The organism is Streptomyces sp. NBC_00239, from assembly GCF_036194065.1.
Taxonomy (GTDB): domain Bacteria; phylum Actinomycetota; class Actinomycetes; order Streptomycetales; family Streptomycetaceae; genus Streptomyces.
On record NZ_CP108095.1, the window covers coordinates 7,657,956 to 7,676,864 of the forward strand.

Annotated in this window: 19 protein-coding genes; 11 read left to right on the forward strand and 8 right to left on the reverse strand. The window is 73.5% G+C overall.

Going from position 1 to position 18,909, the window contains the following annotated elements:
* Position 1 precedes the first annotated feature (1 nt).
* Positions 2-760, forward strand: coding sequence for an SOS response-associated peptidase (locus OG764_RS33935; RefSeq protein ID WP_328972163.1), 759 nt, complete (start codon positions 2-4; stop codon positions 758-760).
* Positions 761-813: 53 nt separating this feature from the next.
* Here the strand turns inward: OG764_RS33935 and OG764_RS33940 are convergent, their stop codons facing one another.
* Positions 814-1,401, reverse strand: coding sequence for a helix-turn-helix domain-containing protein (locus OG764_RS33940; RefSeq protein ID WP_328972164.1), 588 nt, complete (start codon positions 1,399-1,401; stop codon positions 814-816).
* Positions 1,402-1,480: 79 nt separating this feature from the next.
* On the opposite strand from OG764_RS33940, the gene OG764_RS33945 reads away from it, so the two are divergent.
* Positions 1,481-2,545, forward strand: a complete 1,065-nt coding sequence (locus tag OG764_RS33945) for a class I SAM-dependent methyltransferase (RefSeq protein WP_328972165.1) — start codon at positions 1,481-1,483, stop codon at positions 2,543-2,545.
* A 179-nt stretch (positions 2,546-2,724) separates the two neighbouring features.
* On the opposite strand, the gene OG764_RS33950 is transcribed toward OG764_RS33945, so the two are convergent.
* Positions 2,725-3,336, reverse strand: coding sequence for a hypothetical protein (locus OG764_RS33950; protein WP_328972166.1), 612 nt, complete (start codon positions 3,334-3,336; stop codon positions 2,725-2,727).
* 173 nt (positions 3,337-3,509) lie between these two features.
* Positions 3,510-5,639 carry an SGNH/GDSL hydrolase family protein gene (locus tag OG764_RS33955; protein WP_328972167.1) on the reverse strand — a complete coding sequence of 710 codons (2,130 nt, stop codon included), beginning with the start codon at positions 5,637-5,639 and terminating at the stop codon, positions 3,510-3,512.
* A gap of 187 nt (positions 5,640-5,826) precedes the next feature.
* Here OG764_RS33955 and OG764_RS33960 point away from each other — a divergent pair, with 187 nt between their 5' ends.
* A complete protein-coding gene (locus OG764_RS33960) occupies positions 5,827-6,225 on the forward strand; it encodes a DUF4440 domain-containing protein (protein ID WP_328972168.1) in 399 nt (132 codons plus the stop codon).
* A gap of 133 nt (positions 6,226-6,358) precedes the next feature.
* Here OG764_RS33960 and OG764_RS33965 read toward each other — a convergent pair whose 3' ends face one another.
* Positions 6,359-7,978, reverse strand: a complete 1,620-nt coding sequence (locus OG764_RS33965; protein WP_328972169.1) for an alpha/beta hydrolase — start codon at positions 7,976-7,978, stop codon at positions 6,359-6,361.
* Positions 7,979-8,342: 364 nt separating this feature from the next.
* On the opposite strand from OG764_RS33965, the gene OG764_RS33970 reads away from it, so the two are divergent.
* Positions 8,343-8,750 carry a VOC family protein gene (locus tag OG764_RS33970; protein WP_328972170.1) on the forward strand — a complete coding sequence of 136 codons (408 nt, stop codon included), beginning with the start codon at positions 8,343-8,345 and terminating at the stop codon, positions 8,748-8,750.
* A gap of 3 nt (positions 8,751-8,753) precedes the next feature.
* Here OG764_RS33970 and OG764_RS33975 read toward each other — a convergent pair whose 3' ends face one another.
* Positions 8,754-9,713 (reverse strand): GlxA family transcriptional regulator, encoded by a 960-nt coding sequence (locus tag OG764_RS33975; RefSeq protein ID WP_328972171.1) that lies wholly within the window; start codon positions 9,711-9,713, stop codon positions 8,754-8,756.
* A gap of 91 nt (positions 9,714-9,804) precedes the next feature.
* Here OG764_RS33975 and OG764_RS33980 point away from each other — a divergent pair, with 91 nt between their 5' ends.
* On the forward strand, positions 9,805-10,398 hold the full coding sequence (locus tag OG764_RS33980; RefSeq protein WP_328972172.1) for an MBL fold metallo-hydrolase: 594 nt from the start codon (positions 9,805-9,807) through the stop codon (positions 10,396-10,398).
* Positions 10,399-10,476: 78 nt separating this feature from the next.
* On the opposite strand, the gene OG764_RS33985 is transcribed toward OG764_RS33980, so the two are convergent.
* Positions 10,477-10,857: an HGxxPAAW family protein gene (locus OG764_RS33985; protein WP_328972173.1), complete on the reverse strand. Its 381-nt coding sequence runs from the start codon at positions 10,855-10,857 to the stop codon at positions 10,477-10,479.
* A 195-nt stretch (positions 10,858-11,052) separates the two neighbouring features.
* Here OG764_RS33985 and OG764_RS33990 point away from each other — a divergent pair, with 195 nt between their 5' ends.
* The 3 genes from OG764_RS33990 (at position 11,053) to OG764_RS34000 (ending at position 13,753) form a co-directional block, all read left to right on the forward strand.
* On the forward strand, positions 11,053-11,715 hold the full coding sequence (locus OG764_RS33990; RefSeq protein ID WP_328972174.1) for an NADPH-dependent F420 reductase: 663 nt from the start codon (positions 11,053-11,055) through the stop codon (positions 11,713-11,715).
* A 69-nt stretch (positions 11,716-11,784) separates the two neighbouring features.
* Positions 11,785-12,459 carry a flavodoxin family protein gene (locus tag OG764_RS33995; RefSeq protein WP_443056263.1) on the forward strand — a complete coding sequence of 225 codons (675 nt, stop codon included), beginning with the start codon at positions 11,785-11,787 and terminating at the stop codon, positions 12,457-12,459.
* A 298-nt stretch (positions 12,460-12,757) separates the two neighbouring features.
* Positions 12,758-13,753: a GDSL-type esterase/lipase family protein gene (locus OG764_RS34000; RefSeq protein ID WP_328972176.1), complete on the forward strand. Its 996-nt coding sequence runs from the start codon at positions 12,758-12,760 to the stop codon at positions 13,751-13,753.
* 140 nt (positions 13,754-13,893) lie between these two features.
* On the opposite strand, the gene OG764_RS34005 is transcribed toward OG764_RS34000, so the two are convergent.
* The gene (locus OG764_RS34005) at positions 13,894-14,307 is read right to left on the reverse strand and encodes a hypothetical protein (protein WP_328972177.1); all 414 of its coding nucleotides are present in this window, start codon (positions 14,305-14,307) and stop codon (positions 13,894-13,896) included.
* A gap of 595 nt (positions 14,308-14,902) precedes the next feature.
* A complete protein-coding gene (locus OG764_RS34010) occupies positions 14,903-15,745 on the reverse strand; it encodes a dienelactone hydrolase family protein (RefSeq protein ID WP_328972178.1) in 843 nt (280 codons plus the stop codon).
* A gap of 256 nt (positions 15,746-16,001) precedes the next feature.
* On the opposite strand from OG764_RS34010, the gene OG764_RS34015 reads away from it, so the two are divergent.
* The 3 genes from OG764_RS34015 (at position 16,002) to OG764_RS34025 (ending at position 18,656) form a co-directional block, all read left to right on the forward strand.
* Entirely contained in the window at positions 16,002-16,748 is a 747-nt protein-coding gene (locus tag OG764_RS34015) for a hypothetical protein (protein ID WP_328972179.1), read from the forward strand.
* Between the two features lie 167 nt (positions 16,749-16,915).
* Positions 16,916-17,431: a toxin-antitoxin system, toxin component gene (locus OG764_RS34020; RefSeq protein WP_328972180.1), complete on the forward strand. Its 516-nt coding sequence runs from the start codon at positions 16,916-16,918 to the stop codon at positions 17,429-17,431.
* 7 nt (positions 17,432-17,438) lie between these two features.
* Positions 17,439-18,656 carry an MAB_1171c family putative transporter gene (locus OG764_RS34025; protein ID WP_328972181.1) on the forward strand — a complete coding sequence of 406 codons (1,218 nt, stop codon included), beginning with the start codon at positions 17,439-17,441 and terminating at the stop codon, positions 18,654-18,656.
* The last annotated feature ends 253 nt before the right edge of the window (positions 18,657-18,909 follow it).

Genomic DNA, 18,909 nt, shown 5'->3' on the forward strand with positions numbered 1-18,909 from the left:
CATGTGTGGTCGATATGCGTCCAGCCGTGCCCCCGCCGACCTCGCCGGCCGGTTCGAAGCGAGCTGGGACGGGCGGGAGACCCTCGCCGCGAGCTGGAACGTTGCCCCCACCGACCCCGTGTGGGCGGTCATGGAACGCCCCGACCGGGACACCGGCGCCATCGAGCGCAGCCTGCGGGCCGTCCGGTGGGGCCTCGTACCGTCCTGGGCGAAGGACCCGGCGGTCGGCTCCCGGATGATCAACGCGCGGGTCGAGACGGTCCACGAGAAGCCTGCGTACCGGCGGGCCTTCGCCAAGCGGCGGTGCCTGCTCCCCGCCGACGGCTTCTACGAATGGCAGCCCGTCCCCGCCACCGCCGGTGCGAAGGCGTACAAGCAGCCGTACTTCATCCGGCCCGAGGACGGCGCGGTGATGGCGATGGCCGGCCTGTACGAGTTCTGGCGCGACCCGTCCGTGCCCGACGAGGACGACCCCGCCGCCTGGCTGACCACGGCCACCATCATCACCACCGAGGCCACCGACCACGCGGGCCGGATCCACCCCCGGATGCCGCTCGCCCTCGAGGCCGCCGACTACGAGGCCTGGCTCGACCCGGGCCACCAGGACACCCACGCGCTGCGGGCCCTGCTCCACACCCCCGCCAACGGCGACCTGCAGGTCCGGGCGGTGACCACCGCCGTCAACAGCGTCCGCAACAACGGCCCGCACCTCCTCGACGCCCCCGCCGGCCCGGTGCCGGCGCCCCCCGACGCGTTCTGAGGACGCGGCCCGGCCCCGCCGGGGCGTAGGTGGCCGCCCCGGCGCGCGGCTCCTCAGGTGCGGGGCTTGGCGCGGACGTGCATGCGCTCGCCCTGCCTGCCGAAGAGGCTGAGGACCTCGACCGGCCGCCCGTCCGCGCTGCTGAACCAGTGCGGCAGCCGCGTGTCGAACTCGGCCGCCTCGCCCGCCCCGAGGACCAGATCGCGGTCGCCGAGGACGAGCCGCAGCCGGCCGCCCAGCACGTACAGCCACTCGTAGCCCTCGTGCGTGCGCAGGTCCGGTACGGGGCCCCGGTCCGTGATCACCATCTTGTACGCCTGCAACGGGCCCGGGCCCCGGGAAAGCGGTACGACCGTGCCGCCGTCGGGGAGCGTGCGCGGGGTCAGCCTGACCCGGGGATCCCCGACCTCGGGCGCGCCCACGAGGTCGTCCAGCGGCACGCGGTACGCGGCGGCGAGCGGAAGCAGCAGCTCCAGGCTGGGGCGGCGCTGTCCGGACTCCAGCCGGGACAGCGTGCTCTTGGAAATGCCGGTCGTCTCGGCGAGCGCGGCGAGCGTGAGGTTGCGCTGGGTGCGCAGCCGCTTGAGCCGGGGGCCGACCTCGTCGAGGACCGCCCGGTAGGGAGGCGCTGGTTCGTCCATGCGGCCATTGCACCTCCGCCGTCCCGGAAACGGCAACAAGAATTGCCGCCCCGCTCCCGCCAGGTGCACGCTTCCCGGCATGAGCGCACACGGCGATTCCGGACAGGCACCCGTCGACGACCACGGTCACCGGGTCGGCGACCGGCAGGGTCACGGCGACCACGAGAGCCACGGGCCGGGCCACGGCCACGGCCAGGACCACGGGGCGGGCCACGGCCACGGCCAGGACCACGGGGCGGGCCACGGCCACCACACCGACATCGACTGGGAGGTCATGGCCACCCACCTGGAGAGCAACGGCGAGGTCCAGCTCCCGGTCCTGCGCCGGACCGCGGACCGCCTCAAGGAACTGCTCGGCCCCGGCCACCGGGTGCGCCGCGTCCTCGACGTCGGCAGCGGCCCGGGCGTGATGACCTGCGTGTTCGCCGAAACCTTCGAGCACGCCGAGACGGTCGCCGTGGACGGCGCCCGCGGGCTGCTGGACCACGCCCTGGCCCGAGCCGAGCGGCTCGGTCTCCGGGACAGGGTCGCGGTCCGCCACGCGGAACTGCCCGAAGGCTTCACCGGTGCCGGTGCCGGCGCGGACGCGGACGGCGGGAGCGGCATCGGCACGGCGGACCTGGTCTGGAGCAGCAAGGCCGTGCACCACCTCGGCGACCAGCAGCAGGCGCTCGACGCGCTGGCGGCCGTGCTGAGGCCCGGCGGGATCCTCGCGGTGGCGGAGGGCACCCTGCCCATGCGCTTCCTCCCGCGTGACATCGGCATCGGCCGCCCGGGCCTCCAGGCCCGCCTCGACGCCCTGCAGGAGGAGTGGTTCGAGACCATGCGGGCCGAGCTGCCGGGCAGCACCGCCGTGGTCGAGGACTGGCCCGCGATGCTGGGCCGTGCCGGTCTCGCGGACGCCGGCAGCTTCACCTTCCTCCTCGACCTGCCCGCGCCCCTGGACGATCAGGCCCGCGGCTTCCTGCACGCCCACCTGACCCGGCTGCGCGAGGGGATGGGCGGCGCCCTCGACGAGGAGGACCTGAAGACCCTGGACGTGCTCGTCGACCCCGAGGCGCCGGACGGCATCCTCCGCCGCCCCGACGCCTTCCTCCTCGCCGCCACCACGGTCTACACCGGCAGGAACCCCGCCGACGGCTGAGCGGCGGGCGGGGCGGCGGCGCGGCGCCGCCGCGAATGTCGGTCCGCAGCGTGACCCCAGCCCTGCCGAATCGTTCTTTCAGGTGTCGCATTCGATGCACTCATTCCGCGTCCCCGCGGCGTGCGCGACACCGGCCCCGGGACGGACCCCCTCCGTCCCGGGGCCTTCGCCGTGCGCCGTCAGTGGCCGTACGGAGGCTCCAGGCAGCCGGTCTCCGGGAACGGGCCGTTGGTCTTCACCTCGTAGTTGGTCTTCTGGACGAACGCCGTGACGCAGGCGCTGTCACCGACGTAGAGGCCGATCTGGGCACCCTCGGGCGTCACGTAGTGGTCGGTCTCCCAGCGCAGGTCCATCGCCCGCACGTCGAGCGTGCCGCCGAGCAGCTCGCCCTTCGGAGTGACCCGGCGCTCCTCGTACCCGAGCGCGAGCACCGCCGCGCGCACGCTCGCGGGGTCCCACTTCTTCTCTCCCCAGAGCCGCTTGAGCACGGGCTCGATGCGGTCGGCCTGCCTGCGCGCCTCCTCCTCGTCGGCCGGCGCCATCTCGCCGGAGCGGCGGTAGGCGTTGTTCTCCCGGTAGTGCGGGGCGCCGTCGCCGGCCCCCGGCTCCACGTACGGGGACGCCCCCGGCGCGGCAGAGGCGCTCGCGGAGCCCCGGGGCGTGCCGGGCGCCGCCTCCGCCCGCGCGTCCGCGGCCCGGTGCGTGCCGCACCCGGTCAGGGACAGGGCCGCGCCCAGCAGCAGGACCGCCGCGGCCGCGCGCCGGTGTCGTGCACACGTCGAGATCAACATGCGGGCGACTCTGCCACGGCGGGGGAGCGGCGGACCATCCGCACCGGTACTCAGTTCGTACCCGGCGCTGCTACTCAGCGCTCGCCGTCGGCCCGCGCTCAGCCTGTGGCCGGCCGGCGGCCGGCAGTCGGCGGGCAGCAGGCCGGTGGCCGGCCGGCAGCCGGCGCCCGCGCTCACCCCGCCGCGACCGCCCGGCGGACCGCCGCCTCGATGGCCCGCTGGCCGGCCGGCAGCGGGTGGCCGCGGTTGGCACCCCCGTGCAGGCCCACGTCGTACACCCAGGGCTGAGCGGTGCACAGTTCGTGCCCGGTGAGCACCTCGCGCACCGACACGTACGACACCTTCGCCTCACGGGCGGCGGTCGCGATCGCCTGGTCCAGGCGGGTCGCGAGGCTGTTCAGCCCGGCGCGCTCCCCGGACGACAGCCAGAGGCAGCGCGTCGTGTCCGACTGCCGTAGCGGGAACAGCCTGGGGTAGCCGACGACCAGCACCCGGGACGTACGCGGCACGGTCGAGCGCACCAGCCCGTACGAGCTGCGCAGCAGGCCGGGCAGGGTCGAGGTCACGTAGCTGTTGGCGTGGGAGAGGGAGCGGTCCTGGATGCAGTCGACGAGGAAGCAGCGCCGCAGGATGCCGGAGAACCCCACGTCGTTGCCGCCGATGGTCAGGGTGACCAGTCCGGGCGCCGGCTTGACGGCCTTCAACCGGCCGGTCACCTGGGCCGGTTCACCGTGGTACGGCTGGGTGAAGGCCGACGCCTTCGCCCCCGAGCAGGCGACGTGCGCCACCAGTTGCACGCCCGGGTCGTCGGCCGCGAGCAGCCGCGGCCACGCCTGCGCCCCGCGGTGGCAGTCACCGGACGCGGAGTCGAACGGAGGATTTCCCTCCCCGGAGGAGTACGAGTCGCCCAGCGCGACCGTGCGCACCGGCGCGGGCAGCGCCTTCGCGGACTTGAGCAGGGTCGCGCGCGGCTCGTCCATGCCGAGTCCGCCGCGCGGCAGCGAGAACAGCGTCGGCGTCCACGCCGAGCAGTCCGCGTCGGCGCACACGGACTGCTGGAAGTACAGCCTTCCCTCGGCGAACCCGTACACCTGCGTGTGCCCGTTGCGTCCGCCGTCGAACGACGAGGTGTCGAAGGAGTCGAGCGGCGCGCCGGAGGTGTGGCTGTACGCGTCCACCTGGAGGCTGGTCGACGAGAAGCCGCCGTAACTCACGTTGCGGACCAACAGCACCCGGCCCCGGCTGTCCGCGTGCACGGCGACCGGCGCGTAGGCGCGCACGTCGCCGTCCGCGCCGGTGACGCGCGCGGGCAGGGCCCGCGAGAACAACTGCTTCGCCTTGGTGTCGAAGGCGAGCAGCCGGTCCGTGTTCGGGACGTCCGTGCGGTGGCTGCTCAGCAGCGCCGGGGCGCCCCAGCCCGCCGCGGACCAGGCGTTGATCCCGAGCGTCGTGCAGTACGGCAGGACGTGGCGGCCCGTACGCCCGTTGACGCCGAAGACCTCGACCCGGTTCGCGGTGTAGTGGGTGGCGCAGTCAGGCCGGGAGCCGGTCCCGTTCCGGTCGGTGACGTACGCGAAGACGTAGCCGTCCGGGTTGACGGCCAGCCTCTGCGGCATCTCGGACGCCGCAGAGGTGACGCGGACCCGCCCGTACTCGCGGCCCCCGTAGTCCAGGAAGCGGACGCCGTCGCCGTTCCGGTTGAGGACCACCAGGCCGCGCCGGTGGGCGCCGACGAGCTCGCCGGAGTCCGCGGCCCGGTTGAGGAAGAGGAGCGCTCCGGTGGCGGCCGACAGCCCGAACACGGCCGCCTGGGCGCCGCAGGAGGTGTGCCCGGTGGCGGCGCCGTAGACGTTGCCGTCCGCGCCGGTGACCAGCCGGCCGACCGACAGCGGCGCGCTGCCGCAGGTGGAAGTGATGGTCCGGGACCACTGGAGGGCGGCGCCGCGGTACGCGACCACCGTGGACGGGTCCTGGTTGCCGGGGCGCGGGCGTGGCCGGATACCGACCGTCAGCCCGCTGCCCGTGACCGTGCGCAGGCACCCGGCCATGGCGCCCGTCGGTGCGCCCGGCAGCGTCGCGCCCGCGGAGCTGAAGCGCCGTACCGCCGGGGCCGCCGAGGCGCTTCCGTCGCAGCCCTGGACGGAGACACCGGACTGGAGATCGGTCTCCAGTGGCCCCCCGCTCACCCCGGGTGTCGTCCGCTGCCACGGACCGGGCTGCTCCGCCGGTGTGGCGGGCCCGTTCAGCCCGGCGGACAACGACATCGCGGTGACCGCCGTCACCAGCCAGCGCCTGGCACGCATGAGCATCAGCCCCCTGCCCCGAGACCACCCGTTCCGGCCCGGCGGCCGGATCGGGCGCACGGGCGGGCGGTGGCCGAATGCTATCGGCGGGCCACGCCCCGGCGGCGGCGTTTTCTCCGATTCGCCGGTGCGCGGCCTGCCACCGCAGGCATGTCGTGTGCACGCCTGGCGGTGTTACCGTCACGCCATGTCCAAGTCCGAAATTGATGCGGTGACCGCCGAGTTCTTCGGTGCGTTCGACAACCGCGACGGCAAGACCGCCGACCTGGCCCGGCTCCGCCGGCTGATGCTGGTGGGCGGTGTGATCGTCAAGACCGGGCCCGATTTCACGGCTTACGGTGTGGAGGAGTTCATCGAGCCGCGCGAGCGGATGCTGACCGACGGCCGGCTGACCGAGTTCGCCGAGTGGGAGACCTCCGAACACACCGAGATCGTCGGTGACATCGCCTCCCGCTTCGGCGAGTACAGCAAGACGGGCATCCTGGACGGCAAGCCCTTCGAGGGCGACGGCACCAAGACCATCCAGTTCGTCCGCACCCCGGAGGGCTGGCGCATCGCCGCGTTCTCCTGGTACGACCACCCCTGACCGCCCGGCCACCCAAACGGAAACCACGTGACCCGTCGTGAAGACCGACGCGTGCCCGGAGCCGGAGCCGGAGCCGGAGCCGGTGCCGGAGCCGGAGGCGATGCCGGTGCGGAGGTCACGCCCGGCGATCCGGTCAGCCGGCCGGCTTCACGCAGGTCCGGTCCCGGGCGGGGAGTTCGCCGGTGGCCAGGTAGGTGTTGACCTCGGCGTCCACGCACGCGTTGTCGTAAAGGCCGTAGACCGCGTGCCGGTTGGCGCCCTCGAGCGTGACCAGCCGGGAGCCGGGCAGCTGGTCGTGCAGCCTGCCGCTGCTCTTGTACGTGGTGCGCGGGTCGCCGGTGGCGGCCACGATCAGCACCCGCGCGTCGCGGTCTATACGGGTGGGTTCCTCGCGCGGCCGGTCCCAGAACGCGCACGGACCGATGTTGTCGGCCAGCGGGCCGAACACCGGGTGCGCGGCCCTGTTGCGCTGGATGTCCCGCCAGTAGAGCTCGGGATCGCGCGGGGCGGCCACGTCCCCGCAGATGATCGCGGCCTGCGCGCCGCTCGGGGTCTCACCGCGCAGCGCGAAGCGCAGCATCGCGGCGAACTCGGGTGACAGCCGAGACGGTTGGCCCGCCGCGGCCTTCGCGAGTACGGACACCTGCTCGCCCAGCAGCGCCCGCGCCGTGTCGGTGTCGTCCGCGACGCCCATGAAGAGCAGGAACGGCACCTGGGTGTCGTCGAGCCGGAACGTCTCGGAGCCGGTGCCGACGGTGAGGGGCTTGCGCGCGGACGCGGTGATGACGCGGTCGACGGTGGCGAGGACTTCGGCGCGGGTGCGGCCGAGCCGGTAGGTGTCGTGGCGGGTCGCGGCCCAGGCGGCCCAGTCGGAGAGGGCTCGTTCGTTCTCGGGTTCGGAGCCCTTCAGGAGCCGGGCGCGGTAGTCGTCGGGGGCGATGGCGCCGTCGAGGACCATGCGGTCGTAACGGCCGGGGAACATCTGCGTGTAGACCGTGCCGAGGTAAGTGCCGTACGAGTAGCCGAGGTAGGAGATCTTCCGCTCGCCGAGCGCGCCGCGGATGACGTCCATGTCGCGGGCCGTGTTGCGGGTGCTGATATGGGGGAGCACGGAGGCGCCGGCGGCCCGGCACTTGGCGGCCAGGTCCTTCTGTAACGCCACCTGGCGGTCGAAGCCGGCCCGGCCCGTACCCGCCGAGAACCACGAACTGCCCACGGACCAGCCGCAGTCGAGAGGGGTGCTGCGGCCGACGAAACGCGGATCGAAGCCGATGACGTCGTAGCGCGGGCCGACCTCCTTCATCGCCTTGAACGCCTCCGGCGGGGACTCGAACGCGGTGCCGCCGGGGCCGCCGTTGTTGAGGAGGAGGGACCCGATGCGATGGCGGGTGTCGGTGGCCTCCAGCCTGGACACGGCCACGGTGATGGTGCGGCCGCGGGGATCGGCGTAGTCGAGCGGCACGGTCACGTTCGTGCACGTCACGCCGGCCTTGTCGAGGTCGCGGCCCGTGGCGTCGTCGGGGCCGGTGGCGCAGCTGCCCCAGTCCAGGTGCTGCCCGTAGTAGCGCCCCAGCCCGGCTCCGGGAGACTGGCCGGCCGACGCGCTTCCGTGGGAGGGCGGGGCGGCGGCCGTGGCGAGCGCGGGGGAGGCCGTGAGGCAGGCGGCGAGGACGAGTCCCACCGCGGACGCGCGGCGCAGGGCCGGCGTGAAGGCGGTCGGGGGCTTCTTCGGGCTGTCGAGTCCGTATGTCATGCCTCTGACGCTAGGGGCGCCGCGACCCGCATTCACGACTGCTGTCCCCCCGACCCCAGGTGGGGACAACCCCACCAACAGCCCCGCCGGGGGCCAAAGCGGACCCACCGTCACACACCGGACGGCGCCGGCAACGCCACGCCACCGTCGCGCCCCGACCCCCGAACGGCCCCACCGCACCGGCCTCGCGGGTGTGGCCGTGCTGCGCCGTCCGGCCTCATGCGGGGCACGGCGCGGCGGCACGGGACGCCGGTCGTGGTGGGCTCGTCGGCGCAGTCCGTCGAACCGATCACGAAAGGCGGTATCCGGTGCAGCGAACCGGTTCCCCCTCCGCAGTCGTCCCGCTCGCCACCGGCTGACCGGGATGGCCCACGCACCGCAGAAGATCAACACGTTCCTGATGTTCGAGGGCCGGGCGGAGGAGGCGATGACCTTCTACCGTTCGCTGTTCCCCGACGCCGAGGTCCTGGACATCAGCCGCTACGGCGCCGAAGGACCGGGGAAGGAGGGCACGGTCGTACACGCCACGTTCTCCCTCGCCGGGCAGCAGTTCATGTGCTCCGACAGCCCCGTCCACCACGACTTCGGCTTCACCCCGGCGGTCTCGCTGTTCGTGCAGTGCGACACCGAACCCGAACTCGACCGCCTGTACGCGGCCCTCGCCGAAGGCGGCGCCGAGCTGATGCAGCTGGGCTCGTACGGCTTCAGCACCAAGTTCGGCTGGGTGAACGACCGCTTCGGAGTCTCCTGGCAGCTGAACCTGCCCTGGTGACGCTCACGGCTGCGGGGTCCGGGTGAAGGCGCGGCGGTACGAGCGGGGCGGCACGCCCCTGCGGCGTACGAACTGTTCGCGCAGGACCGCCGCACTGCCGTAGCCGACCCGGCGGGCGATCTCCTCCACGGGCAGGTCCGTCGTCTCCAGGAGTTCCTCGGCGCGGCTCAGTCGCAGGCCCCGCAGCCAGGCGTGCGGAGTGGTGCCCGTCGCGGCGGTGAAGCGGCGGGCGAAGGACCGCCTGCTCATCAGGGCCCGCCGGGCCAACTCGTCGACGGGCAAAGGCTCGTGGAGGTTCTCGCGGGCCCAGGCCAGCACCTCGGCGAGCCGCTCGTCCCGGCAGTCCTCGGGTACCGGAGCGGCCAGGTACTGGGCCTGCCCGCCGTCCCGGTGCGACGGCAGCACCAGGTCCCGGGCGATGGCGTTGGCCGTCGCCGCTCCGTACTCCCGGCGCAGCAGGTGTAGGCAGAGGTCGAAGCCCGCGGCGGCGCCCGCGCCGGTGACGATCTGCCCCTCGTCGACGTACAGCGCGCCGGACTCGACGGCGACGCCCGGGTGCCGATCGGCCAGCAGATCCGCGAACCGCCAGTGGGTGGTGGCCCGTCGGCCGTCGAGCAGCCCCGCGGCGGCGAGCGCGAACGCCCCCACGCAGTGCGCCGAGACCAGGGCGCCGCGCGCGTGCGCGGCCGACAGCGCCTCCAGTACGGCCGGGGCCGGCGGGGTTCGGAAGTCCGCCCAGGGCAGGGCGAGTACGAGATCGGCGTCGGCCAGCCGGTCGAGCCCGTGCTCGACCGCGACGGGCACCCCGACGTCGGTCCGCACCTGCCCCGGCCGGTCGGTGCACAGCGCGAAGTCGAAGCGGGGCAGCCCGGCGCGCGCGGCGAACACCTCGGCGGCCAGGCCCACGGCGAGCATGCCGACGCCGTGCGGGGCGTAGGCGGCGATGGTCACGAAAGACGACATCGGCCGAGTGTGGCACGCGTGGCACGTTTCCTGCGATCAGTGGCAGAAGGGCCACTCGTCGCCGCGGTGCCCGACCGGCAGGATTCGAGTCATGACAGACGCACCGACCGGCCGCAGCGCCGCGTACACGATCCTCACCACCGGCTACACCCTCTCCACCGGCCCGGGAGTCGCGGCCACCGTCTCGTACGTCACTGACGGCGACCGGCACGTGATCGTCGACCCCGGCATGGTGGCGAGCCGCGACCGGATCCTGGGCCCGCTCGCCGAACTGGGCCTCGGCCCCGACGACATCACCGATGTGGTGCTCAGCCACCACCACCCGGACAACACCATGAACGTCGGCCTGTTCGGCGAGGCCCGGGTCCACGACCACAAGGCGATCTACGAGCGCGACCAGTGGACGGACCGCGACGCGGAAGGCTACGAACTCGGCCCGTCCCTGCGCCTGATCCGCACCGCGGGGCACAGCCCGGAGGACATCACGCTGCTGGCGGGCACCGCCGAGGGCGTGGTGGCGTTCGTCGGCGACCTGTGGTGGCGCCCCAACGGCCCGGTGCACGACCCGGTGGCTCCGGACCACGACGTCCTGAGGGCCTCCCGGCTGCGGGTGCTGGCCGCGGCGGACCTGATCGTGCCCGGCCACGGCGGCCCGTTCAAGGCCGACGACACCGCCCCGCTGTAAAAGCCGGGGAGCCGGGGAGCCGGAAGCCGCAAGCCGGAAGTCAGGGGTCGGGAGCCGCGAGCGGTGAACCGGTCAGGGTCAGGAGCCGGTGCCGACCGCGCGCACCCCGTCGTCGTCCGGCCGCCCGGCGGGTTCGAGGGCCACGGCGGCGGCCCCTGCGGACCGTCCGGCGGTCCGGCAGCCGATGCACTGCGGGTGTCCGGCGCCCGCACCCGAGTCCTTGACCCGCCACGGCCAGTCCGAGGACGCGCGGGGTCCGCCCGGCTTGCCCCAGCCCGCCAGGTGCAGGCCCCACGTCGCCAGGAGGGCGAGGAGCGCCAGCGCCCCGCCGATCCACAGCCCCGCGGTCCAGGCGAAGCAGAGGGAGACCCCCGCGATCGCCGCGGCGAGGGTACCGAGTGCGGTTCCGGTCCATCCGGCCACCGTGTGGCCGAGGTCGACATTGCCGTGGGCGCTCATGCGGGCACTCCCGTCCAGGAGAAGGGGCAGGCAGATGCTAGGGAATCCCTTGCCCGCGGGGCAATACCCCGCACATGGCGGCTGGTTGACGAGGAATAGGGCGAGACGGCCGCCGGTTGTCCATGACCGCCACATGATCGGAACCGGTCGGCGGGTGCTGACCCGCCTGGCCCGTAAGAGATGTGAGAGGTCGTCATGAAGATCGGAATCATCGGCGCGGGTGCGATCGGCGGCAATCTGACCCGCCGCCTCACGGCGCTGGGGCACGACGTGTCGGTCGCCAACTCCCGTGGCCCCCAGACCCTGGACGCGCTCGTCGCGGAGACCGGGGCCACCGCCGTCACCGCCGCGGAGGCCGCGCGCGGCGCCTCGGTCGTCGTCGTCACCGTGCCCCTCAAGGCGGTCCCCGACCTGCCCGGCGGACTGTTCGACGGCGCGGCGGAGGGCTTCGCCGTCATCGACACCTGCAACTACTACCCGCGGCAGCGCGACGGCCGGATCGCGGACATCGAAGACGGCGGGCTCACGGAAAGCCGCTGGACCGAACGGCACCTGGGCCACCCGGTGATCAAGGCATTCAACGGCACCTACGCCCAGGACATCCTGGACCGGCCGCGGCCGGCCGGCAGCCCCGACCGCCTGGCCCTGCCGGTCGCCGGCGACGACGAGGCCGCGAAGCGGGTCGTACGGGCGCTCATCGACGAGCTGGGCTTCGACACGGTCGACGCGGGTGGCCTCGACGAGTCCTGGCGCCAGCAGCCCGCAACCCCCGTGTACGGCCTGCGCGCCGGTGCCGAGGAAGTCACCGACGCCCTCGCCCAGGCTTCCCCGGCCCGCACGCCCGACTTCCAGGGCTGATGAGGAATTTCTGCCGGAGGAAGGGAGGTTGCAGCGGGCATGGCCATTGAAATCGACAGTGACAGTGACATGGGCGCGGACATAGCGACGGGCACCGGTACGGACCCGGTCGCGGGTACGGAGACGGACGCGGAGGCCTACGAAGGCCGTTCCTTCCTCTTCGTGCTCGGCAGCGCCCGGGTGGACGGCAATACGCAGATCCTCGCGCGGGCCGCCGCCGAACAGCTGCCCGCCGGGGTGCCGCAGCGGTGGGTGGACCTGAACGGGCTGGCGCTGCCCGACTTCCAGGACGGGCGGCACGAGAGCGACGGGTGGGCGCTCTCGGAACACGAGGAAGTGCTGCGGCAGGCCACCATGGAGGCCACCGACATCGTCCTCGCCTCGCCCCTGTACTGGTACACGATGTCCGCGCAGACCAAGCGCTACCTCGACTACTGGTCGGGCTGGCTGGCAGTGCCCGGCCTGGACTTCAAGCGGCGGATGGCTGGCGGCACCCTGTGGGGCGTGACGGCGATGGCCGACCACGAGGAGGTCGTGGCCGACGGACTGGCCGCCACCCTCAACAACACGGCCGCCTACCTGCGGATGAGGTTCGGCGGAGTGCTCCTCGGCAACGGCTCCCGCCCGGGCCAGGTCCGCGACGACGAGCGGGCCATGGTCCGCGCCAAGACGTTCTTCCAACAGGACGCCCCGCTCGCCCTGTTCCCGCACGAGGAAGCCGCCGGGAGCCCGTCGGCCGCCTGAGCCGGCAGCGGCGAGCGGCGTACCGGCGAGCGCGGGCGTCGGCGAGCGCGGGCCGTGACCGCCCCGAACGGGGCCCGGGACGGTCACGGCCCCGCATCCGGCGCCCGCCACACCCGTGTACGGAGCCGGTCCGGCCCGGGCGGCCCGCCCACACCCACGCCGGCGCCCACACCCACGCCCGCGCGACCGGAGCGCGGTGGGCGGTGGGCGGTGGGCGGTGTCGCGAGGGACGGTGGGCGGTGGGCGGTCCGTGCGAACCCGCCCTGTCCCCGGCCAGGACCCGACCCTTAGGGTCTTCTTGATCGTTTTGATCGTCCTGATCGTTTCCTTCGAGAAAGGCCCCGGCGTCCACGTGACCGAGCCCCGTCCCCACTCCCTGTTCTCCTTCGGCACGCTGATGGACGAACGAGTCCAGAAGACGCTCTTCGGCCGGTCCGTGCCCACGTCCGGCGCCGCGCTGTCCGGGTACGCGACCAGGCCGCTGCCGATCACCGACCCGGCCGTCATCGCCGCCAGCGGCCTCGACGTACACCTGACGCTGGAGTGCGCGCTCGGCTCCGAGGTCCCCGGCGCGGTCCTGCACCTCACCGACGACGAACTCGCGGCCGCCGACGCCTACGAGGTGGACGACTACATCCGCCGCCGGGTGTGCCTGTCCTCCGGTGAGCCCGCCTGGGCCTACCTGGACGCGAACCCGCTCCGCGCGGCGGCGCGCATCGTGATCGTGGGCGACAGCATCGCCTACGGCCGCTGCGACCCGCAGGGCGGCTGGGCGGCCCGCCTGGCCGCCTCCCACATCGCCGCGAACGAGACCGGCCACCGGGTCTTCAACCTCGCCGTCCCCGGCAGCACCCTCACCGACGTCAGCGCGCAGACCCCGGCGCTCCTCGCACCCCGCCTGCCCGACACCCTCCTCGTCGCCGCCGGCATCAACGACTCCGCCCTGCCGGCAGCCGCGCAGACACCCCTACCGGACGCCGACGGACTCGCCCGCCTCACGGCCGACTTGGACTCCCTCGCCGCCACGGCCCTGGCCCACCGGGCGCGCCTGGTCATCGCAGGACCGGCCTGGCTCGACGAATCCCGCACCGCCTCCTACGAAGGCCTCCGCTTCACCCGCGCCCGCGCGTCGGCCCTGCGCGAGTCCCTGCGCACCTGGTGCACCGCCCACCACGTCGACTTCCTCGACCTGTGGGAACCCCTCCGCGACCGCCCCGACCTCCTCGTCGACGGCATCCACCCCACCCCCGAAGGCCACCAAGCCCTCTACCGCCACCTCACCACCTCCCCCTGACCCACCCGAAGAAGCGCGGCCCGCCCGGCCCCCGCAGCGGCCCCCGCCGAACCTCCCGCGCCTCCCCTTCCGCCGGGGCAGGAACCGCCCGAGCAGCCGCCGGGCGGGGGCGGGCCGTAGCCGTAGTCGTACGCGCGAGGTCAGGAGGCCGTGGGGGCGGGGCGGCCGTCGGCCCAGACGATGCGGTAGGTGACGTCGTGGGGGAGTGGTGACGGCGCCGGGCCGGGGAAGACCAGGCGCACGGTCGTGAAGCGGCTCGTGCCCGGGTGTCCCGGCCACGGTTCGGGGCCGCTGAGGGTGACGTTCACCGGGTAGCCGCGGAAACGACCGGCCGCGCAGTACGGAACGCAGTCGTTGACCATGTCCGTACCGGTGGCCGTCGCCGTCACCGCTCCCCAGGTGTCCCAGCGGAGCCCGACGAGCCGGTTGTTGCCGTCGCCGCAGGCCAGCAGGTAGTCGGCGGGACGCACCCGCGCCTCCCCGGAGCAGTCGACGACCACGGTCACCGGCACGACGGCGGGCCGGGGCGCGCCCACGGTCCCGGCGCCCGCCACGATCGCTGCCGGCGCCGCCGTCCGCCCCGCTGCCGTCGAAGCCGGAACACCAGCGGCTAGCGCCCCGGCCAGACACACCAGAGCGGCGCCCCGCATCCAGATGCGGCCGCTCCCGAGCCCGCTGCTGTACGTCCGCCCACTCCCGGCCCGGCCGCCGCCCCAGGACCGGCCGCTCCCTGCCCGGCCACTCCCAGACCGGCCGCTCCCTGCCTGGCGGCTCTCTGCCCGGCGGCTCTCTACGCGACGGTTCCCGATCCGGCCACCGCCGGCCGGCCCACCGGCTCCCGGTCCACGCACGACGCCCCTCCTTGCCTTGACGTCCCACCGCGGCCGATACCGACGCCCGCACCACACCGCGCCGACGTCGGAACCGACACCGCAGCCCACCGCCAGCTTCCCGCATCGGGCCGCAGCCCGCACCCGCTGCCCCGCGACCGCATGCGACTCCTGCACCGTCGCTCCGAGCCCGGAACGGCGCGAGCGGGTGCTCGCGGAGCCGTCCGAGTGCCCCGTACCCGCCGCCGGGCCTCATGAGCGGCACCCTCCACCGCCGCCCCGCCCACCGTGAGACCCGGTCCCGCCACCGTCGGGCGGCTCACTCGGCGGACATCACCGGCTCATCGGCCAGCAGGCGCGACCGGAAGAGTTCGAGGACCTGGTCCAGCGCCGCGCGCGTGGGCTCGCCCGGCTCGTCGACGAGGTGCTCGGTCAGCACGGAGTGCGGCGAGAGGACGGCATCGGGGTTGGCGGTGTCGTCGTCGAGCTCGACCGCCACGAACCCGTCACCCAGTTCGCGCCGCAGGTGCTCGAACCGGCCGCCGGGCACCAGCCGGTCACCCCGGAACCGCAGCCCCATGACCTTCAGCCCCTCGCGCTCGCAACGACCGCGGACGACGGCCAGGTCCTCCGGGCTGATGTCGATGGTCCGCGCGCGGCTCCCCGTCACGGCCAACGGCAGCGACGGCTGGGACAGGACCGGGGCGAGGAGACGTTCGTCCGTCGCCATCGCCAGCGCGAAACCGCCGGTCAGGCACATGCCCACGGCTCCCACGCCCGGCCCGCCGCACCGCTCGTGCTCGTACGCGGCGAGCGCGCGCAGCCACCGCACCACCGGCGAGCTCTTCCCCGTGGCCAGCACGGTGAACTCCCTGCTCACGCACACCTTCAGCGCGGTCGACGCCCCGTACAGCCCGGTCGCGAGCCGCCCGCGCGCATCGGGGTGGGGATCACGGCCCGGCGTGCCGAACAGCACCGGCAGTACGGCGGTGCAGCCGAGCGCCGCCACCCGGTCGGCGAATTCCAGCACCTTCGGCGTGATGCCCGGAATCTCCGCCATCACGATCACGGCCGGTCCGGTCCCCTTGCGCAACACCCGGTGCGTGGTGCCGTCGTGCGAGAACGCGCACTGCTCGTAGTCCGTCAGATCCTTGTCCGGCATCAGTCGACTCTTCTCGGAAGGAGGGACCGTACGGCGGACGAGCCTACGCGCGCCGCCCCCACGGCCCCCGGCGCGGCCTCCGCCCCGCCCCCGCCCTTCGACGGGCAGCTCCCGAGAAAGGGGACCACCGCGCCGCGCCGCGCCTCAGCCGTGGTTGACGGCGTATCAGCTTCGATTGTTGCCTCCACCCGCGAGAGGTGGCTACTGTCGGGCCCTTACGATCTTTCCTGGAAGCCGAGAGTCCACCGGAGTGCGTGTGAGTGAGAAGTCCGCCCCGGACCCGGTCGCGACCGCCCGGAGCATCGCCGAGCTCGCCGAGCGGGCCGGGGTCGCGCTCGACGACCTGCTGCGCGTCGAGGGCGAAGGCGGCCTGTCGTTCGCCTCGGGCCTGCCGGCAGCCGACGTGGAGGCCCTGCTCCGGGGCGAAGCCGTACCGGCCGCTGCCGGCGACCCCGCCGGCCCGGCGGCCCACGCCGACGACACCGGCCGGCCGGACCCCGTGGAGACGCGGCACCGCCAGGTCGTCAACCGCATCCTCTTCCTGCGCAAGACCCGGCTCAAGGCGATGGCCGACGGCCAGCGCCGGGCCTACTCCCTGGCGGAGATCGCGGCCGGGGGCGGCACCAGCGCCCAGTGGCTCGACAAGATGATCAAGACGGGCAAGGCCCCGAACCTGGACCACGCGGCCGGGATCGCGGGATTCTTCGGCGAGGGCATCGAATTCCTCGTCGCCCCGCCCGCCGAGGCCCTGGAACGTGTCCTCCAGGGCATCCGCAAAGACCTGCTGGAACGTATCGTCGCCAGCCAGGACCAGGACCTCCAGCGGCTGCGGGACCACCAGCAGCGCGGCGCCCGCCTCACATCGGACCTCGGCGTCGTCGACTACGCGGCGCGCGCCCTCGCGGACGTGCCCGACGACACGGCGCAGCCCCTCATCGCCCTCATCGAGTCCGTCGCCCGGCGGGCCCGTGAGGAGCGCGAGCGGGACCGGAACCGGGGGTAGCGCGACGCCCGGGTGACCGGGGGAGCGTCCGACAGACCGGTGGAACGACCGGACGGACCCGTAGTTCGGGGGAGCTGCGGTGACCAGTTACATAGCGTGGCGCGTCCGGGGGACCGGTGTGCCCGGGTGAGGAAGACGAGTGGGGCACGGTGGGGATTTCCCGCGAGATGAGAAAACACCGCGACGAGTTGTTCAAGGGGCTTGGTCCGTCCATACCCGATGAGCCCGTCGCCCTGTTCAGAGCGCTGTGCGCGTATCTGACCGAGAGCAGCGGGCGCGAAGTGCGCCTCATGCTGGAGGAGTTCCCGCCGGACACGGTCAGCGGACTGTGGATCAACATGGGGGACTTCGACGTGGTCGCGGTCGAGGCGAACACCTCGCCGCTCCACCAGATCGTGATCCTCGGCCACGAACTGTGGCACCGGAAGGAAGGCAGCTGCGGCCACCACGGCAGCGGCGCGGGCGTCCAGGCCGCGGCGCGCATGCTCGGCGAACGGTGGAACCTCAGCCAGGCGGTGGCCAGCATGGCGGCCCGCACGGACGCCGGCGCGGAAGAGGAGCGGCGGGCCGAGCAGTTCGGCCGGCTCCTCGCCGCCAAGTTCCGTCCGTACTTCGAAGGCAGCCCCAGCGGCATCGCTGCCGACGGCGTGGCGGGCCGCATCTGGGCATCGCTGGAAGGCTGACTCGATCATGGACCAAGGCGTCAACTACTACATACCCGCGTCCGCGCTCGCCGTCGCACTCGTCGTGAAGCTGCCCGCGCTGCTGAGGGGCTGGCGGGTCCCCATGGTGCGCACCGTCAACGCCCTGCTGCTGATGGCGTGTGCCGGGCTGACCTTCTCCGCGCCGCCCACCATCACCGTGGTCAACCGCCTGACCGGAGTGAGCAACTTCTCCGCCCCGCTGGTCTATTCGATCCTGTGCGTGTACTCCTGCAGCGCCCTGGTGATGATGGAGAACTGGCGGGCGGACTCGCGCCACCAGGAGGGCAGCCGCCGCCGGGTCCGCCGCTGGATGCTCGCGTACGGCCTCGTCGTCGTGGCCATCATCGGCTGCTTCGTGCTGGGCGAGGCGCCCGACGAACGGCTGCGCGACTTCGACACGTACTACTCCACCACCCCGTACATCCGCGAGATGATCGTCCTCTACCTCCTCGCGCACATCGTGGCGGCCTGCGCCACCACGGTCTTCTCCTGGAAATGGGCCCTCGACATCGCTCAGGAGGCCCGGAAGGACACGGCCTCCACCGAGGTCGCGTGCCTGCGCGCGGGACTGGTGATCCTCGTCGTCGGGTTCGGCATGAGCCTCCTCTTCGGCGTCGTCAAACTCACCGGTGTACTCACCCATTCGGAGCTGCTCAACGAGGGCGTGGCGCCGTTCGTCTCCCTCGCCGCGCTGGTGGCGGCGGCGGGATTCCTGGTCCCGGTGTTCGGACCGCGCCTGATCGGCCGCGTCCTGCGCCCGTGGCGGACCTACCGGGCACTCGCCCCGCTGCGGCAGGTCGTCGAACACCACGGCCCCGCCGCGGATCAGCCGGTGTTCCTCGAACTGCCCTGGTACGCGGGCCCCGAGCAACGGTTGGTGCACCGGGTGACGAGCATCCAGGACTGCATGCTCCGGTTGCGCCCCTACTTTGACGACGACGTGCGCGCGGACGCATCCCGGCAGGCCGAGGGGGGCGGGGCGGACGAAGCGGCGGCCGCGGCCGCGGGTTTCGCCACCATGCTCCGGGCCGCCGCGGCCGCCCGGGTGCGCGGCGAGAAGTCCGAAGCCGGTACGAGCTCCCGCGCGGCCCTCGCTCTCCGCGAAGCCGAGTCCGTCCACCGCGACCTCGTCGAACGGATCTCCCGTACCCTGCGGCACATCCCCGAACCGGCTGTCCGCCACCGGGCCGAAGCCGACGCCTGACGGGAAGTTCGCATGCCCGGTTGGGGGTGCACTCCCCTGTGCTGCACCCCCACCCGGCGTCGACCAGGTCGGCAACCCCTGGTCTCCAGTGAAGGTAGCCGCCTCACCAGCGGAAATCAACTACAGATGACCGTAGGTCAATCATGGTTGATCCACCCGGCCTTCCGCACTGGGGCCCGCGGCGGCCGGGGCGCAGCCTCCTCGGCTCCCCGCTCGCGAGGAACCCACCGGGGGAATCAGTGTGGCCCGCCCG

What these genes read in the sequence shown, in the direction of transcription:
- OG764_RS33965 (WP_328972169.1), bottom strand. Translation starts at nt 7,978, where the DNA reads ATGACATACGGACTCGACAGCCCGAAGAAGCCCCCGACCGCCTTCACG.
- OG764_RS33970 (WP_328972170.1), top strand. Translation starts at nt 8,343, where the DNA reads ATGGCCCACGCACCGCAGAAGATCAACACGTTCCTGATGTTCGAGGGC.
- OG764_RS33955 (WP_328972167.1), bottom strand. Translation starts at nt 5,639, where the DNA reads ATGCGTGCCAGGCGCTGGCTGGTGACGGCGGTCACCGCGATGTCGTTG.
- OG764_RS34010 (WP_328972178.1), bottom strand. Translation starts at nt 15,745, where the DNA reads ATGCCGGACAAGGATCTGACGGACTACGAGCAGTGCGCGTTCTCGCAC.
- OG764_RS33935 (WP_328972163.1), top strand. Translation starts at nt 2, where the DNA reads ATGTGTGGTCGATATGCGTCCAGCCGTGCCCCCGCCGACCTCGCCGGC.
- OG764_RS34025 (WP_328972181.1), top strand. Translation starts at nt 17,439, where the DNA reads ATGGACCAAGGCGTCAACTACTACATACCCGCGTCCGCGCTCGCCGTC.
- OG764_RS33940 (WP_328972164.1), bottom strand. Translation starts at nt 1,401, where the DNA reads ATGGACGAACCAGCGCCTCCCTACCGGGCGGTCCTCGACGAGGTCGGC.
- OG764_RS33975 (WP_328972171.1), bottom strand. Translation starts at nt 9,713, where the DNA reads ATGTCGTCTTTCGTGACCATCGCCGCCTACGCCCCGCACGGCGTCGGC.
- OG764_RS33990 (WP_328972174.1), top strand. Translation starts at nt 11,053, where the DNA reads ATGAAGATCGGAATCATCGGCGCGGGTGCGATCGGCGGCAATCTGACC.
- OG764_RS33950 (WP_328972166.1), bottom strand. Translation starts at nt 3,336, where the DNA reads ATGTTGATCTCGACGTGTGCACGACACCGGCGCGCGGCCGCGGCGGTC.
- OG764_RS33945 (WP_328972165.1), top strand. Translation starts at nt 1,481, where the DNA reads ATGAGCGCACACGGCGATTCCGGACAGGCACCCGTCGACGACCACGGT.
- OG764_RS34020 (WP_328972180.1), top strand. Translation starts at nt 16,916, where the DNA reads ATGAGAAAACACCGCGACGAGTTGTTCAAGGGGCTTGGTCCGTCCATA.
- OG764_RS33980 (WP_328972172.1), top strand. Translation starts at nt 9,805, where the DNA reads ATGACAGACGCACCGACCGGCCGCAGCGCCGCGTACACGATCCTCACC.
- OG764_RS33995 (WP_443056263.1), top strand. Translation starts at nt 11,785, where the DNA reads ATGGGCGCGGACATAGCGACGGGCACCGGTACGGACCCGGTCGCGGGT.
- OG764_RS33985 (WP_328972173.1), bottom strand. Translation starts at nt 10,857, where the DNA reads ATGAGCGCCCACGGCAATGTCGACCTCGGCCACACGGTGGCCGGATGG.
- OG764_RS33960 (WP_328972168.1), top strand. Translation starts at nt 5,827, where the DNA reads ATGTCCAAGTCCGAAATTGATGCGGTGACCGCCGAGTTCTTCGGTGCG.